Origin of the sequence: Vibrio nigripulchritudo (assembly GCF_027924785.1) — a bacterium.
Classification (GTDB): domain Bacteria; phylum Pseudomonadota; class Gammaproteobacteria; order Enterobacterales; family Vibrionaceae; genus Vibrio; species Vibrio nigripulchritudo.
The window spans coordinates 3,037,389-3,052,790 of sequence record NZ_AP027049.1; the positions used below are offsets into that span (position 1 = coordinate 3,037,389).

A 15,402-nucleotide genomic window follows, 5' to 3' on the forward strand; every position below is an offset into this window, starting at 1 on the left:
GCTTTTAAAGATCAAAATAAAACAGGGTGAGATCTTCCTCACGGATAAGCCTAGAGCGCATGGGTACTATCCCCTCCACAGAATTAGTGGTCACCTCTGACCCTGTGGTCGCACAGCGAACACCCTACAAATTACAACGATTTGCTGGCGACCACCCTACACTTTCTCTTTTCTGTTTTACCCTTCTTCCGCATCATGCGTGGCTAATACTGCGGCTTGTAATACTAAACTCGCATTTAACCGGATCGCTTTTCCTAGATCATCATCCCATGAAGACCAGATGCGTTGTATGTATCGGTCTGAACCTTCACCTGGGAACAAGTAGCCATCATTAAAAGCATCAGCCATTTTCTTGAACGCAGCTTCTTCATCATCAACCCACTCGCCCGCTTTATTGATGCATGCCTGAATACCTGCCAATGCGGTTTTGGGGAAGTAAGCCAGCGGCTGATTCATCCCTTGATAAAACAGCCTTACTAACTCTTGAAGCATCATCTTGGCTTGGCTGGCATTGTCTTCAATTGAGCCTGCCAGCGGTGAGATGACCCAGTGCACCACGCCCTCTTTTTTGTCATAGCCAATGAGGTGAGTTCTGCTGCTTTGCCCCATTGCTGCCAGACAAAGGTGATCAATCCAGGCAGCTAACCAGTCCTGTGCACGAATTTTTCCGCTACGATAACGAAGTAAGCCAGACTGATAGCGCTGAGTTAGCCAGCCTGTAAGTTCACAAGGTTCTCCCTCTACACTCAGTTCAAGGCGAACTTCGCTGTCTTCTAACGGCTTTCCGGTTAACGGGTAAAGCACATTGACCATAGCGTCGGTTTGTTCCCGATTGGCGGCAAATTCGAGCTCGCCAAACGCTCCCACTGGCAGTAAACCTTTGGCGCGTTGCTGCTCCATATAGCGATGCAATACGGGCTCTTCTGGCTCACCGTTTAAACGGCATTGGAGCAAAGTATCGACCAGTTCATCGCGCATCTTGTAGCTCTGCAATCCTCCCAAGGTAAACGGTTCATCGTTTTCCATTGTTGCCATTGGTGGTTCAAAGAAAACTTTCAAACGACGATTGAAGAAGTACTGAACAGGCAGACGCCAGAAACGTTGGAGCTCAACAAGATCCAACTGATAAGGCGCCGTCATTTCAGCGAGGTAATCGTCCAATGGCTGCTCAAACGCCCCAGATCTTGCACCGAGGCGGTTTACACTGGGCAGCCATTCTTTGGCGTAACTTTTGTCTTCTCCGCTAAATGCATCTGGGCTGAACGGCACCATGGGGTGAATATGAATGAGAGAGTCCAAAAGTTTGTCGCCTGAGGCATCCACCCCAAGAGACAGATCGTCTTCAAGACAGTAATTCTGATGGCAGTATTCGAGCAACTCAGAAACCAGCACAGAAGGCACTTTTTCTGTGTTGTCCTGAATGGATCGCCCAACATAGCTGATGTACAAAGACTGCTGCGCAGACAGTAAGGCTTCGAGGAACAGATAACGATCGTCGTCACGGCGGGAACGGTCACCCGGTCTCGCTCGGTTGTTCATCAAGTCGAAACCTTCCGGCGGCATAGAGCGCGGGTAAGCCCCATCGTTCATGCCAAGCAGACACACCAACTTAAATGGAATAGAACGCATCGGCATCAGGGTACAGAAGTTCACTTGCCCAGCCAGAAAGCGCTGGCTGACTCGGGTGCCCGACAGTTTGTTGTGCAGGTATTGCTGCAATACCGTATGTGACAGCGTCTCTTGGTAGCTGGCATCGCTCAGCTGCTCAAGCAACTGCGACATCGTATCCCGAATCGATTTCAGTGCCATTTCCCCTTCCAGCTCTACGCTAAAGAAGGCGCCTAACATGTCGCTAATGATGCGATACCAGTCCTGCGCGCTTTGTGTGGCATTAAGCTGACGCTGGAATTGATTAAGGGTATCAACATAATGCGCGAGCTTCCCAGCCAATTCGGCATCCATCCCCTGAACTTCATTGTAGGCGGCGATGGTGCGCTCCCCTTCAAACAGACCCGCACTCTCTGGCATGGCGTAGCCCAAGAGCATTCTCTGAATCCCAAAAAGCCAAGTGTTTTGATTCAGTTGAGGCAGCTCAAACTGCCCAGCGGTTTGCTCGTCCAACCCCCAGCGAACGCCAATTTCTTCAATCCAGATTTTGGCGCGCTCAAACTGGTCTTCGTTTATCCCGAAACGCGCCATAATGGCTGGTACTTCAAGCAGTTCCAGCATTTCAGAGGCTTGGAATCGGCTGTCTGGCAACAGCATCAATTGCATGAAGGCATTGAGTACCGGGCTTTCTTCCTGCGCGGTTCGGTCGGAAATCGAATAGGGAATGAAACGTTCACCCGGCGCGTTACCAAACACTGCCTGAATGGCTGGGCTGTACGCATTGATGTCCGCCACCATAACAATGATGTCGCGAGGTTTGAGGTTAGGATCGGCATCGAACATCGCGAGCAGTTGGTCGTGCAACACTTCCACTTCGCGCATCGGGCTATGGCAGGCGTGTACAGACAGAGACTTATCCCCTAGCTGAACCACTTGCTTGTGCTCGCTGGTCTCTAACTCGTCGTCTTTCTGATGTTCTTCTAAGTTAAGAATGTCTGCCTGAAGCTGATGCAGAATGCTGTCGCGGTCTACATCGACAAAGGCTTCCACTTCATGGGCTTCTAGCTGAGACAGTAAATACATGTTGTCTCGCCCTAGTTTTCCCATCGAAGCCAATAAACTGTTGCCCACCACGTCGGTGTGCAGTTCATCAATCACATTATCATCAACGTCGCCTTTGAGCTGCTCTGATACACCATGTGCTTCTGAATGGTCTTGTTTCCACTCCACGTGTTTACGATGGCGAGCCGCCAACTTGGCGAGGTACTTTCTGTCTCGCACTTCTCCCCAGTAGTATCGGCATGGGTTAGTGAACATCAGGTGGACATCAATGTGCTCGCCAAGTGCTTTGAGCGCGTCCATATAGCGAGGTGGCAGTGATGAAATACCAAATACAAACAGGCGCTTTGGCAGCTCATCCAAATTTGGTGTTGTGTGTGCCAGAGCGTCGATAAAGTGCTCGTAGAGGTTCGCCCGGTGATACGGTGACTGACCCAGCGATACGGTTTTGTCGTACAGCGCTTGCCATAAAATCGGCTGCCACGGGTGCTCTTCACCAATCTCGGAGATCGCTTCACCGGACTCCCATGTGGCAATCCACTCTGGTCGATACACTAAATAGCCGTCAAAAATGTCGGCAATCTTTTCCGAAAGCTGGAAAAGCTTAGCGTGGTCTTCATCCCCTTCCAGATAACGGTTCAGCGCCGAGAAATCGGGCTCATCGAGCAGAGTTGGAAGAATGTCCATCAATTTCCACGTCATGGCTTCTTTGTTAAACGCACTGCGCGAAGGCACGTCTGGCAACACATGCGTGAAGCATTCCCAAATGAAAGTCGCTGGCAGAGGAAAATCGATGTTTGCTGCTACACCAAACTCTTTAGCCAGTTCCATTTTCAGCCATTGGGACATACCCGGGCTTTGTACCAGGATTTGTTCTGCTTCAAATGGGTTTTCTAATGGGGAAAGTTTTATGAGCTCAACCAGCAAGGATTTAAGCAATTCAATCTGGTTGGAATGGTAGACAGTAAACACAAAGAGTCCGTCGGCGGTGTGGATATTAGTGCCTAGATTAGCATACAGGTTTGTTGTCGTAGAACTGAAAACGTCGCTCAGGCGTATTCCTGTCTGCCGTCGCACATTTTATGATCACAAGCCGCTATGAAACTAGAGTATTGCCAAACTTATGGAATATAAAAAACAGCTCAATTTTTCGACCATTTCCACATCATCAGACGCAAAATCGATGTGCTTTTCTGATGGATGAGATTTTGCATTTTTATGACGTGGCTCAGTTTGACTTCTAATGGAAGCATGGTGAAGTTTAGAACATGGTTGGGAGGAGATCTGCCGAAAGTATGCGCTGCAATTTTAATGTAAATCCAGATTAGGTTGGAACTGGGTTTATTACCTCTACTTGTGTTGCGCATACCTTGTATTTTTTATGCCTACTGCACTTGCTCATTTGCTGCAAACTATGGGTAGGCATTGTTGTAAAAAGAAAAAGGTAAGATATGCCAAATCAAGTGGCAAGAGCCGTTAAAAAATGGATGAAATACCCAGTTCATCAGGTGAAGCGCTATCGTGCAAAATCGTCGCTCCAGTACCTCACATCTCACAAACTGACTTCTGTCCAAGCCGTTGGAAATGCTCTTCACGATGCATTACACGATGTTGCTTCAGAACAGGAGTGTGAATTGATGGGTAGAATTGAACAGAGGAGAAACACTCTGCTCAATATGCATTCCGAAATCGTAGTCGTTGACTATGGCGCGGGTCGCCCTTCAGATCGACGTAGCCTCGAAGAAATGGACAAGGGGGTGAAGTCGTCATCGACCATCAATAAAGTCTGCCGTTCAAGTAAGCCTGAGTTCTGGTGTTCTTTCTTGTTCAAGTTGATTCAAAACCTGCACCCTATCCGATGTGTTGAACTGGGCTCCTGTGTCGGCATATCCGCCAGCTATCAAGCCACAGCCCTTAGGTTAAACAACCAAGGCATGTTAGTAACGCTTGAAGGCTCACCGGAAGTGGCTGAGATAGCCCGCCAGACTTTAAACCAGATGGATCTCGACAATACTTCGGTTATCACTGGACCTTTTCACACAACGCTTGAAGCCGTTCTGGGTGATGCCAAACAGGTGGATTTTCTTTTTAATGACGGGCACCACGACCACGACGCTGTGATTCGGTACTTCAATATTGCGATCCCCTATCTTTCTGATGAAGCCATGGTGGTGTTTGATGACATCAACTGGTCATCGGGGATGCGAAACGCTTGGGATAAGATAGAGAACGATCCACGTGTTGCCGTGTCGATTGACTTGCACGAAATAGGCATTGCGTTGGTTAGCGACAGAATCTCGGGAAAGGAAAAAATAAGAATCCCGCTATAAAAAAGCGGGATTCGATTAGTTCGTCACTTTGCTGCCCATAATAATGGTGGGCAGTACATGTCTGGCGTAACACCAGCTCACGTAGAACACTACGGCACTCGCCACCAGCAGCTCAAATATCGCCAGGTAACGCACCTGTTCAACGTATTGCTGCGCTACGGAGATACTTTCCAGCCAGTCAGCCATTTTGAACAGTGCGGTTGCCCCAATCACCATGGGAAAGGTAAAAGCAGCGTAAGCAGGGCTGAACGGCAACCTTAACAGGTGGAAAAACGCGGCATAGATAACCACCGTCATAAGAATGGCAATACCGAAAAGTAACGCAACCAGTACAGGCGATGGATCCTGAGTTACCGTTAAGTACCCTGCAAGGGAAAGGCTGGCCGGTGCAGCCATAATGGCGATGGTAGGCTTCGCGGCATCAGGTACACTTTCACAAAATACTAAGCGATAGATCATGGTTGGCAGCAGGATGGCATAGGTCACCAGACCAAAATTCAGAATTCCATCGGCAATGTACGCCAATTCAGGCGTGCCTGAAAAAGAAACATCCGCCACAATCAGACCAACAGGGGGAACAAACCAGCTTGGTACCATGTGGCTAAGCTGAAAGTCGCTGCTTCGGTGATAGATAAAGCTGACCAGAAAAGAGACGTGAATTAACACCGCCATCATCCAGACTGCATCACCAAAACCGCGGTTCCACTGTCCAAAACTGTGTGAAATCACCATTAGCGCCATAGCAAACGTTGGCAATACGCTGCCCACAACCGGATGCGCCATGTCTTGTTTGAGAAGGTGACCATGAGCCATAAATTTGATGGTCAAAACGATAAGCAACACACCCGCAATCACAGCGCCAGTGATTTGCCCCATACCGTCAAGCGGTGCGACATTCTCCCAACTCCAACCTAAACTGGCGATCCCTAAAGCAAGCCCGGCCATAGGTGTCGGAGCAAGAGCACTTTTGGTGGTCACTTTTTTGATCATGGCTGCTTATCTCTATTTAACTCAATAGCAACATAATAGACTTGCCAAGCATTTAATAATATCTGAATATATTTAAACCAAGGTTAAGTAAAACTGAACACATGAATATATCATTGAAACAGCTTAGAGTTTTTGTCGCCATTACGCAGGAAAAAACCATAACTGCCGCTGCGCAACAACTTTACCTTTCAAAAGCCGCTGTCAGCATGTCCCTTGGAGAACTGGAAAAACAAGTTGGGCATGGGCTCTTTGACAGAGTTAATAACCGTTTGATTCTTAACAGAGAAGGGAAACGTCTGCTGCCTCTCGCCGATGAGATACTGCACCGAGCAAACGACATTGATGAACTGTTTCAGAGCGACCAACCTCTTCACGGCGAACTGCATATTGGTGCCAGTGACACCATCGGCAATCAGGTTGCCCCGTTTTTGCTGAGCGGCTTTCGCTCATTGACCAATCATAACCACCAGTCTCTGTTTATCTCCAATACCGCATCCATCTGTGAAAAGCTCGCAGATTACGAACTTGATATCGGCTTAATTGAAGGTAAAACCCAGCACCCTCAGCTCATCACTCAACCGTGGTGTCTGGATGAAATGTGCATCATTGCCAGCCCGAATCATGAGTTAGCCAAAAAGGACAATTTGGGTGTTCGTGATTTGGAATATACCCAATGGCTGCTTCGGGAGTCGGGATCAGGTAGCCGGGAATTTTTCACCCAGAGAATCGCCCCAAGACTGGAATACTGGCAGGAAGCGTTTCAACTTAACACCACAGAAGCCATCATCAATTGTACGGTCGCCAACCTGGGGCTGGCTTGTCTGTCTCGCCGATCGGCTCAGTACGCTATCGATGATGGGCGGGTTGTGACTCTGGATTTACCTATCGATTTCCAGCGTAAATTCTGGATTCTGCTCCATAAAGAAAAGTACCAGAGCCCGTTACTCAAAACCTTCTTAGAGTTTTGTTCTCGCTGGCAGGCATAAGGGTTAATTAGCTCTCACTCCGACCTTACCGACTGGACACTTGAGCAAACAATCTGTATAAACAACCAGTAGATCAAATCTAAAGTTTAAAAGAGGATAACCATGGCTGTAATCGTCAAGTACGTGGTGGAGCGCAACGGAGAAGAAAAGATGACTTTTACCTCTAAAGCTGAAGCTGACGCTTATGACAAAATGTTGGATATGGCAGATGAGCTATTCAGCCTTCTGGCCGGCAGCAACCTGATTGAAGACGAAGAGAAGCAGGAAGAGCTGTCTCTTTACTTGGCGAAGAATAAGGAAGAAGTCCTTTATGCTCTGGGTGCTAAAAAGCGTAAAGCGGCAGCACCTAAAAAGCCAAAAGCGGTTGAAAACCCTAAAGAAGATGAAGCCGGCTCTGAAGAAGACGCAGCTTAGCCTTCCGACACAATGAGAAATTCATCACGCAAATAGCCAGCCCATCGCTGGCTATTTTCTTTTTAGCGATATTATATCTCTCATCGGACAGCATATATCGTTTGGCAGACTATCCGGCTTTTGCCTCTTTCATCTCATGAGCTGGGTGCGTAGGATGCCTCTTAACAAGTTTCTGTTCGGTTTTGGAAATCCGGACAGCAAGAAATTTAACCAAGGAGATTTCACTCATGGCAACTTTTTCTCTGGCATTTGGTACGGCTACCAAAAACCGTGATGGCAAAATTATTGAAGCCTTTTTCCCTAATCCTGTATTGAATCCAAGCGACGCACTTGTAGCTGCAGTAGCGGGCGTTGCAGGTTACGAGCAAGGCAACCAGGCGATTGAAATCTCGGCAGCTCAAAGCGCTGAACTAGCAAAAGCATTTGAAGCGAACGGCGATGCTGCCAATGCGTCTTTCGCAGCCAAAGCGGCAGAGTCTGAGCAACCACTTGTTTTGGTGATTCTTGCCACTGACGAAAAACCAAGTTCCGTTGCAGAAGGCTTCCTGAAACTGCAACTTATCTCTAACCGTCTGGTAAAGCCACACGGTACCGTACTAGACGGCATCTTTGGTCTGCTTCACAACATCGCATGGACTAACGAAGGACCTATCGATCTTCCTGAACTAGCTGACCGTCAAATCGAAGCGCGCCTTGCTGGTCGTAACCTGTCTGTCGATTGCGTAGACAAGTTCCCTAAAATGGTGGACTACGTGGTGCCGGCTGGTGTTCGTATCGCGGATACATCTCGCGTTCGTCTGGGTGCACATGTGGGTGAAGGCACAACCGTTATGCACGAAGGCTTCATCAACTTCAACGCGGGTACAGATGGCGTGAGCATGGTAGAAGGTCGTATTTCTGCTGGTGTTGTTGTAGGCAACGGCTCTGACATCGGTGGCGGTGCGTCTATCATGGGTACGCTTTCTGGCGGTGGTACTGTGGTTGTCTCTATCGGCGAGAACTCGCTACTTGGTGCAAACGCAGGTCTTGGCTTCCCTCTAGGTGACCGTTGTACGGTTGAATCTGGTCTTTACGTAACTGCAGGTTCAAAAGTACGCATGCTGGACTCAGAAGGTAATGAAGTTGAAATCGTGAAAGCACGTGACCTAGCGGGCAAACCTGATTTGCTGTTCCGCCGCAACTCAGTAACAGGTCAAATCGAGTGTCTGACCAACAAAACTGCTGTTGAACTAAACAGCGAGCTTCACAGCAACAACTGATTCAGTTTGCAACCCAAGATCGAAAAGACCAGCACAGCGCTGGTCTTTTTTATTGTCTAACCTTAGCTCGGGCCAATAAGTCGCGTTAATCTTTCACAGGCTTGTTTTACCCTGTCTCTCGGGCACCCTAAATTGAGACGAACATACCCACTTCCCCCCTCTCCGAACTCTGTCCCGACGGAAGGCAGCACTCCGATTTCAATGAATCGATTTCTGAGCTCGTCATCGCTTAAATTCAAATTCCGACAGTCTATCCAAGCCAGATAGCCAGATTGAGGAGTCGTCATTTGAAGCTGAGGTAAATGCTCTTTTAGGAACCTATCTAAATAGTCGAAGTTACCCTGAATATAGGCTTTCAGCTCTTCTAACCAATTCAAGCCTGTCGAATAGGCACTCTGTGTGGATGTGATCGCCATAGCATCAAACAGATCGAGAAAACGCGTGGCTTTCATCTTCTCAAATGCTGCACGAACCTGAGGGTTGGGAATCAACATATTGGCGATGCGTAGTGACGCCAAACCAAAGGTCTTGGTTGCCGCCGATGCCACAATTAACCTGGAATGGAAGGATTCTTCCAGATTCAAAGCACTCCAACAGCGTTGATTGGGCAGTGCAAGATCTATCCATATTTCATCGCTGATCAGCCAGACATCATATTGATGGCATAAACTGGCAATGGAACGCACTTCCTGTTCTGTCCAGATTCGTCCGACAGGGTTATGAGGATTACAGAGGATAAACGCCTTACAGCCATTTCTGAAACTCCCCTCAAGCGCTTCCAAATCTAAGTCATATTTGCCTGCGTTGTGTTTTAAGCGTACTTCTTCAACTTGTCTGCCCGCCATCTGAACTGCGAAGTTGAACTTACCGTATCCTGGCGACTGAACAGCGATTTTGTCACTCGCCTCGGTAATTAACTCGATGATTAAAGCTACGCCGGGCATGACGCCACTGATTGGGGATATCCAATCCGTATTCAGTTCGAGTTCATGCTGCGACGCATACCATTCTTTGATTGCGGCAAAGTAACTCGAAGGGATTTGGGTATACCCGAAAACACCATGTTCGACTCTTTGCTGCAAAGCATTGGCAACGGTAGGCGGGATAGCGAAATCATAATCCGACACCCACATCGGAATGGCGTCTTCATCATCCACTCCGAATTTCTGAAGGTTAGCGTCCCACTTGATGGCGCCCGTTCCGATTCGCTGATGTTGCTGATCAAACAGAGAAGACATGAACATTCCTTTGTATTGAGCTAGGGTCTTAAAGAAATCTCACCCTTAAGACTTTTTAAATCGAATTGCTGACGCAATAATAAAGTTATACCTACACTGCCGGATTGTTACTTTAATCAGGCAATTTGGGGAAATGAACTAGATAAATAACGGAAATCAATATGCGTTTACTTTTAGCTTTACTGCTGCCTTGGTTGCAGTTTTTCACCATTGGCAGACCATTTAGCGGAATCATCTGCCTGATCCTTCAAATTACTCTCGTTGGCTGGATCCCAGCAGCAATTTGGTCAGTATATGCTTTGAGCCAATACAAAACGGACCAAAAGATAAAAGACGCAATGAGCGACAGTTAAACCTGCACTTCAGAGGCAATGTCTTTCATTGCCTCTACCAAAACATCGACAGGCTGCGCCCCACTGATTAGGTGTTGTTGATTCACCACTAATGCTGGCACGGCGTGAACCCCAAGCGATAACCAGTGCACCTCGTCATCTTCCACGACTTTATTCCAATGCTCTGAAGCCGCAACTTGCTTGGCTTCGACTGGATCTAATCCGGCATTTTTCGCTGCTTCTGCCAACACATCATGATCTTCAATGGCTTTATTTTCTGAGAAGTACGCTTGAAACAGAGCCAGTTTCATCTCGGTCTGTTTACCAGACTCCGCTGCCCAGGCAACCAGCTTATGCGCATCTCGGGTGTTGTAGACATTCATGTCGTCAGAAAAATGAAAATCAAACCCCACTTCCTTGCCAAGCTTAGTCAGATTGTCTCTCACCTGTACACTTTGATCTGCTGTGGTGCCGTAACGTTTCATTAGGTAATCACGTAAGTTCACACCACCTTGGTGGAGATCGAGATTCAACTCAAACGGATGCCAGTGCACATCAACATCAATAGTGTCCGCAACCTGCGCCATCGCAAGCTCTAGTCTTTTATAGCCTACAATGCACCACGGACAGGACACATCCGAGACCAAATCAATCCTAAGTTGTTGCTTACTCATCCGTGGCTCTCCAATTTAACTCGTACCAACTTACTGTAACCCAACTTATTGAATTTATCCCGCTTTGGTACTAAACAAGTACAAAGTTATGATCGAGAGCCAAACAACCGAAATGCCCAGTTTTCTACTGTGCCGGTTTCGATGCGTTTTTCAATCAGCGCACGCCATGAATCTACCAGTGGTACTTCAATCAGAGACTCCAGCTCTTTCTTATCAAGAATGCCTCTGTACACTGCACCCATAATGCGCGCGAGGCTAAAGTCAGGATGCGGTCGCTCAATCAGGAGAATGTCATCCCCTGCTCCAATTTCACCTTCCTCGATAACTCGGAAATACCAGCCTGTGCGCATAGTCATTTGCAGGCGAAGTGCCATATCTGGCTCTTCACAACGATCATTGAGTTTCCAGCAAGGCATTCTTCCCTGAGACACTTCCAGCAAGGTAGAACCAATTTTTATTCTGTCCCCAATGCAAATTTGGGATTCACTGATACCAGTGGAACTGAGGTTTTCACCAAAAGCACCAACCTGTTCAAAAATGGGCTTATTTCCAAGTTCTTCACACCATTTCGGGTAATGCTCGGAAGGGTACATGTGCAGCGCTTTTTCAATGCCGCCGTGGAAGCGAGGATCCCCTTGTTCATCGTTCGTGAAACCAAGCGAGTTTGCGTACAGGCGACCGGACTGTATTTTTTTGTCAATGGCGCTGACTGCCCCTCTGGAATAAGGCTGGGTTTTACCGGATAGAACAGACTCGACAGTTCCTATCTTTTTCATTGAACGACTCCATTTGAAAAGGTGGGAGCGTTACTTTAACAGTAACTCATCAGTTCAATAAAATTTTTATAAAGTACAACATGTTAATTTAAGGTTGATACACAACCTGAAGGACAGGCTTGGCACGTTTATGAAGTTTATAGACGACAAAATTCAGCCCGCTGATCCACTCTTCACTGAGAATACGAACCCGGTTTTCAATTTCGATTTCGTTATCTTCCAACACAATTCGGTAGTCTCCGGGAACCAGATCTTCAATAAAGTAGAATCCATCTTGTTCTACTCTGGCGGAATAGGATTTGCCGCTTTCTTCATGAAAAAAATTCAGATGCCAGCCAGCAAAACTATCAGGCGCCGTCACAATCCCATCAACACCAAAGCTTTTATTTACCCGCACTTCTATGTGCGTCTTGCCACCCTTCTCCGCATGAAAATAGATGGGATTCTCTTCGGGCTTTAAGTTGAGGTCTAAGCTCGATTCATCCACATGCAATTGCAAGTCCTCTCCATAACCGACGTGGGTAAATCTGAAATACCCTTCTGAATCTGTGGTAGCGCGTTTGTTATTGACCTTGAGCTTCACATTGGGAACAGGCTGGTCATGGTTGTCCAGTACCCTTCCTGTTAGTTCAGCATAAATAAATTCTTCCCATGGAAGTTGGGATGTTTTTGTAGCCTCGTCATCAGCGATTACTCGTCCACCCCATTTGGTTTCGAGTGCAACCGAAATGCTTTCATCAGTAAATGCCACTTCTCCAGACCAGTTCTGGCTGAACTCCCACCTCGCATTACCGGAATATCCTAGTTTCTGATTCGTCCATGTCGCTTGAGCACTGTAGGTGCTTTGAAGTGTTTGCCACCAACCAGAGAAAAAGCAGTTAGAACATAAATAACGATAACCGACCCTGTACCTTGGACTAGCTTCATCGGCAAAAATAGAGCTGAGATTGACTGAGCCGTAGTCGTGAGTATGGATGGCGTATTTCAGCGAAAGCTCGTCGCGAATCAGGACAGGGGTTCTGCGATTTTTGAGTTCTAGGGTTAAGAACTGTGAAGAAGCGGTTTGAGCGCGAAGCTGTGGAATCACCGTCAGTTCATACTCATCGTAATTGGCATCCAGGTTGAAGCTGATGGGACTGCCGAGATAACGGTATCGGACATTGTGTTCTCGCTTTAACGGGTCTTCACCCAGCATATCGATATGGTTGATATCGGCTTCCAGCTTATGGCTTTCTCCAACTGCCATCTCAAGCGTCAGAGGCGCAATGGATTGTCTGGGTAACCATTCAAACTCAATTGACAGAAAGTGCACCGGCAGCCAGCGCATTCCAAAGCCACCAGAATTTTCTGTTTCACCTTTATACAAGCTACCCACAGCGGTCAGGGAATCGGTTAAGCCATAACTAATTTGACCTTTTCCGGTTTTATCATCGGTCAGTGATGCGCCAAATTCTAAGTTCCACTGCCCCTGATTCAGCAAGGTTTCATCAATATCAGCGACTTTTATGGATTTACGCTCCACCACACCGGAACGCACCATTTCATGCAGTTCCACCTGATCACCGGCTGACAAAGGAAAATCAGAAATGCTGTAGCGACCAGAGGCATCAGACTTTACCGTTCCGCGATACACGTCGTTCACATACACGTCGACGAAAGTATTCGGCAAGGTCTGCTCTTCAATCACCAGACTGCCCGACTGAGTTTTTGGTTTGAGCCTGGAGTAATAGATGCCATCTTCGTAGGTATCGCTGTTGCTTGCGAGCCCAGAATCGAGCACCACGTGCCCCATTTGAAACTGATACCCTAGCGGAAATGGGCTGATTTCGAGTTGGTAGAAATCCACTTCGTCTGGCGTCTGAGTATCGTAAGAAACTTCAAAGCTAGCGTCTTGATGAACAAGATAGGCATCAGTTCGAACGCTGTACTCTGGGTTAGCATCAGAGAAGTATTCAGCTCGACCTTTTACTCTCGCCGATGCACTGGTTACTGAGCTGGGCAATATCCGGGGCTGCGCTTTCTGAGCTTCAAGTTCGTCCGCTTTTTGTTTGGCTATGGCACGTCGCTGCGCCAGCTTTTTCTCCAGTTCCTGATAGGTACTGTAGTGAAGTTTGACCTTCAGGCTGTATCTGTCGAGATTCCAAAGAATCGTAACCGGAAAGCAATCCACAAAGGAGCTCCAGTGCAGCCAGGCTTTTTCTTCGGAGTAGACAAGGTCTATGGTCAGGTCACTATTGTTATCTGGCAGCGTGCACTGTTTTTGTTTCAAATCCAGACGATAAGGTTTGTGCTGTTCTTTAACGTCCTTAGGCTGGTAAAACAGGCATATCTGGTTACGACAGCCTCCTTCAAGTTGCAGCCACTGCTTGGCGAAGGTTTCCAGTTCTAAGTAAGGTTCCTCACTGACGTTTTGCATGACACGATAGAAACTGTCGTGCTCAAACGGCATAAAAAGCTCAACGTACGCTTCAAAAACTTCGTCATTTTCTTCTTGCGCAAAAACGCAATTTGCCCACACACATGTGCAGGCAAAAAAGAGAAACAGGGCATGACGAAAAATCATCATCAAGCGCGAGTCAGATTAGTTGCAGGAGCCTATGATTTGGTCGTCCACAACAAACTGCGCGCCTTTAGAATGAGTGACTGGTTTTTCCAGAGAGGAGTCTCGAACCAGAAATACGTTCTGTACCTGATTCCCAGCAACCAGTTTGCCTTTCAGTTGATAGTTTCCTTCATTAAACACTCGAACTGCATTGGGCTTACAATCCAGACGCACGCTGTGCTCCACCGCACCTTTTTGAGCGTATACAGGAATCATGGTGTTGATGATGAAGTCCAGATTCATGGTCATACCTTGAGCGTTTCCATCATCAAGGATTTTGTCATCTTTTAGCGGAATGGGTTGAAATAGCAGGTAGGTGCGGTATTCCCCTTCTTCATACTCAGCGGGAAGCCCCTGAATTCTGACCCTGACGGTTCTTCTCTGGTTTGGTTTCAGGTTGCCAATGATCGGCGGAGAAACCTTAACAAACTTGCTTAAATCTTCCTGAACTTCGATATCTTGTTCTAATCGCGTTTTTGATTTGTCGTTCCCGGCAAGAGCCGAACGGTAAACAACCGACACTTTAACGCGCATAGGATCAGATGTGGTGTTTTCTATGAATAGCTTATGGGTAGACGCCTGCTCACCTTGAGCGACGATTCGGGTAGGTGCAATTTTTAACTGCGCATAACTCAGGTGGCTAAATCCGAGCAGGCAAACAAATAACAAGGAAAGAAACTTCATAAATACTTCACTGTAATTGGGACCACGACCGAAAAATGCCCCGATTGCGAACTGGATTTCACAACCGCTCTTGCGCCAATACAAAGCACTCCGGACTGCCCTTGTCCATCAAGCCGAATTCGACCTTTCTTATTCAGCCCACATCCATATTTAAAACGCTTAACAACCACCGTTTTACCAGTTTGCCCATTCAGCATTTTAAAATCTTTTCCATCGACTCTGACCTGTATTTTTTTATTCGGATCGCCAGAAATACGGAAAAGAAACACGCCGTTAGTTGACGTTGTTGGTTGTAAATACACAACGGTTTTAGCACCACCAACTGTGGGTTCAAAAACCATTGGCTCCAACTGTGTAATTGCCAGGGATGCAATAGCAAACTTCGCCATCCCAAGATACAGAAGGATGCCCCAAATCACGCGCGGCATAAGATTGATGTGAGAAAGAAGG

At 47.3% G+C, this 15,402-nt stretch carries 13 protein-coding genes; 5 read left to right on the forward strand and 8 right to left on the reverse strand.

Annotated elements, in window-relative coordinates; genetic code table 11:
• Nucleotides 1–177: 177 nt before the first annotated feature.
• Nucleotides 178–3,639, reverse strand: a complete 3,462-nt coding sequence (recC, locus tag QMG91_RS13925) for an exodeoxyribonuclease V subunit gamma (protein WP_281827171.1) — start codon at nt 3,637–3,639, stop codon at nt 178–180.
• Between the two features lie 479 nt (nt 3,640–4,118).
• On the opposite strand from recC, the gene QMG91_RS13930 reads away from it, so the two are divergent.
• Complete coding sequence (locus tag QMG91_RS13930) at nt 4,119–4,997, forward strand: O-methyltransferase (RefSeq protein WP_281827173.1); 879 nt, start codon at nt 4,119–4,121, stop codon at nt 4,995–4,997.
• Between the two features lie 15 nt (nt 4,998–5,012).
• On the opposite strand, the gene QMG91_RS13935 is transcribed toward QMG91_RS13930, so the two are convergent.
• Nucleotides 5,013–5,987, reverse strand: coding sequence for a TDT family transporter (locus QMG91_RS13935; protein WP_022549842.1), 975 nt, complete (start codon nt 5,985–5,987; stop codon nt 5,013–5,015).
• 101 nt (nt 5,988–6,088) lie between these two features.
• On the opposite strand from QMG91_RS13935, the gene QMG91_RS13940 reads away from it, so the two are divergent.
• From QMG91_RS13940 to dapD, 3 genes are all read left to right on the forward strand, one after another.
• Entirely contained in the window at nt 6,089–6,973 is an 885-nt protein-coding gene (locus tag QMG91_RS13940; protein WP_022549841.1) for a LysR substrate-binding domain-containing protein, read from the forward strand.
• A 102-nt stretch (nt 6,974–7,075) separates the two neighbouring features.
• The gene (locus QMG91_RS13945) at nt 7,076–7,387 is read left to right on the forward strand and encodes a YebG family protein (protein WP_022600582.1); all 312 of its coding nucleotides are present in this window, start codon (nt 7,076–7,078) and stop codon (nt 7,385–7,387) included.
• 227 nt (nt 7,388–7,614) lie between these two features.
• Nucleotides 7,615–8,646, forward strand: a complete 1,032-nt coding sequence (dapD, locus tag QMG91_RS13950; protein WP_281827176.1) for a 2,3,4,5-tetrahydropyridine-2,6-dicarboxylate N-succinyltransferase — start codon at nt 7,615–7,617, stop codon at nt 8,644–8,646.
• Between the two features lie 62 nt (nt 8,647–8,708).
• Here the strand turns inward: dapD and QMG91_RS13955 are convergent, their stop codons facing one another.
• The gene (locus tag QMG91_RS13955; RefSeq protein ID WP_281827178.1) at nt 8,709–9,884 is read right to left on the reverse strand and encodes a MalY/PatB family protein; all 1,176 of its coding nucleotides are present in this window, start codon (nt 9,882–9,884) and stop codon (nt 8,709–8,711) included.
• Between the two features lie 161 nt (nt 9,885–10,045).
• Here QMG91_RS13955 and QMG91_RS13960 point away from each other — a divergent pair, with 161 nt between their 5' ends.
• A complete protein-coding gene (locus QMG91_RS13960; RefSeq protein ID WP_004408661.1) occupies nt 10,046–10,237 on the forward strand; it encodes a YqaE/Pmp3 family membrane protein in 192 nt (63 codons plus the stop codon).
• Here QMG91_RS13960 and QMG91_RS13965 read toward each other — a convergent pair.
• The 5 genes from QMG91_RS13965 to QMG91_RS13985 form a co-directional block, all read right to left on the reverse strand.
• Nucleotides 10,234–10,890: a DsbA family oxidoreductase gene (locus QMG91_RS13965; RefSeq protein ID WP_281827180.1), complete on the reverse strand. Its 657-nt coding sequence runs from the start codon at nt 10,888–10,890 to the stop codon at nt 10,234–10,236. The genes QMG91_RS13960 and QMG91_RS13965 overlap by 4 nt on opposite strands.
• Before the next feature lie 86 nt (nt 10,891–10,976).
• Nucleotides 10,977–11,666 carry an MOSC domain-containing protein gene (locus QMG91_RS13970; RefSeq protein ID WP_281827182.1) on the reverse strand — a complete coding sequence of 230 codons (690 nt, stop codon included), beginning with the start codon at nt 11,664–11,666 and terminating at the stop codon, nt 10,977–10,979.
• 88 nt (nt 11,667–11,754) lie between these two features.
• The gene (locus tag QMG91_RS13975; RefSeq protein WP_281827184.1) at nt 11,755–14,232 is read right to left on the reverse strand and encodes a carboxypeptidase-like regulatory domain-containing protein; all 2,478 of its coding nucleotides are present in this window, start codon (nt 14,230–14,232) and stop codon (nt 11,755–11,757) included.
• A 15-nt stretch (nt 14,233–14,247) separates the two neighbouring features.
• Nucleotides 14,248–14,952 (reverse strand): fimbrial biogenesis chaperone, encoded by a 705-nt coding sequence (locus QMG91_RS13980; protein ID WP_004408665.1) that lies wholly within the window; start codon nt 14,950–14,952, stop codon nt 14,248–14,250.
• On the reverse strand, nt 14,949–15,380 hold the full coding sequence (locus QMG91_RS13985; RefSeq protein WP_004408666.1) for a DUF4402 domain-containing protein: 432 nt from the start codon (nt 15,378–15,380) through the stop codon (nt 14,949–14,951). Before QMG91_RS13985 ends, QMG91_RS13980 begins: the two co-directional genes overlap by 4 nt.
• Nucleotides 15,381–15,402: the final 22 nt, after the last annotated feature.

What these genes read in the sequence shown, in the direction of transcription:
- QMG91_RS13930 (WP_281827173.1), top strand. Translation starts at nt 4,119, where the DNA reads ATGCCAAATCAAGTGGCAAGAGCCGTTAAAAAATGGATGAAATACCCA.
- QMG91_RS13935 (WP_022549842.1), bottom strand. Translation starts at nt 5,987, where the DNA reads ATGATCAAAAAAGTGACCACCAAAAGTGCTCTTGCTCCGACACCTATG.
- QMG91_RS13940 (WP_022549841.1), top strand. Translation starts at nt 6,089, where the DNA reads ATGAATATATCATTGAAACAGCTTAGAGTTTTTGTCGCCATTACGCAG.
- QMG91_RS13945 (WP_022600582.1), top strand. Translation starts at nt 7,076, where the DNA reads ATGGCTGTAATCGTCAAGTACGTGGTGGAGCGCAACGGAGAAGAAAAG.
- dapD (WP_281827176.1), top strand. Translation starts at nt 7,615, where the DNA reads ATGGCAACTTTTTCTCTGGCATTTGGTACGGCTACCAAAAACCGTGAT.
- QMG91_RS13955 (WP_281827178.1), bottom strand. Translation starts at nt 9,884, where the DNA reads ATGTCTTCTCTGTTTGATCAGCAACATCAGCGAATCGGAACGGGCGCC.
- QMG91_RS13960 (WP_004408661.1), top strand. Translation starts at nt 10,046, where the DNA reads ATGCGTTTACTTTTAGCTTTACTGCTGCCTTGGTTGCAGTTTTTCACC.
- QMG91_RS13965 (WP_281827180.1), bottom strand. Translation starts at nt 10,890, where the DNA reads ATGAGTAAGCAACAACTTAGGATTGATTTGGTCTCGGATGTGTCCTGT.
- QMG91_RS13970 (WP_281827182.1), bottom strand. Translation starts at nt 11,666, where the DNA reads ATGAAAAAGATAGGAACTGTCGAGTCTGTTCTATCCGGTAAAACCCAG.
- QMG91_RS13975 (WP_281827184.1), bottom strand. Translation starts at nt 14,232, where the DNA reads ATGATGATTTTTCGTCATGCCCTGTTTCTCTTTTTTGCCTGCACATGT.
- QMG91_RS13980 (WP_004408665.1), bottom strand. Translation starts at nt 14,952, where the DNA reads ATGAAGTTTCTTTCCTTGTTATTTGTTTGCCTGCTCGGATTTAGCCAC.
- QMG91_RS13985 (WP_004408666.1), bottom strand. Translation starts at nt 15,380, where the DNA reads ATGCCGCGCGTGATTTGGGGCATCCTTCTGTATCTTGGGATGGCGAAG.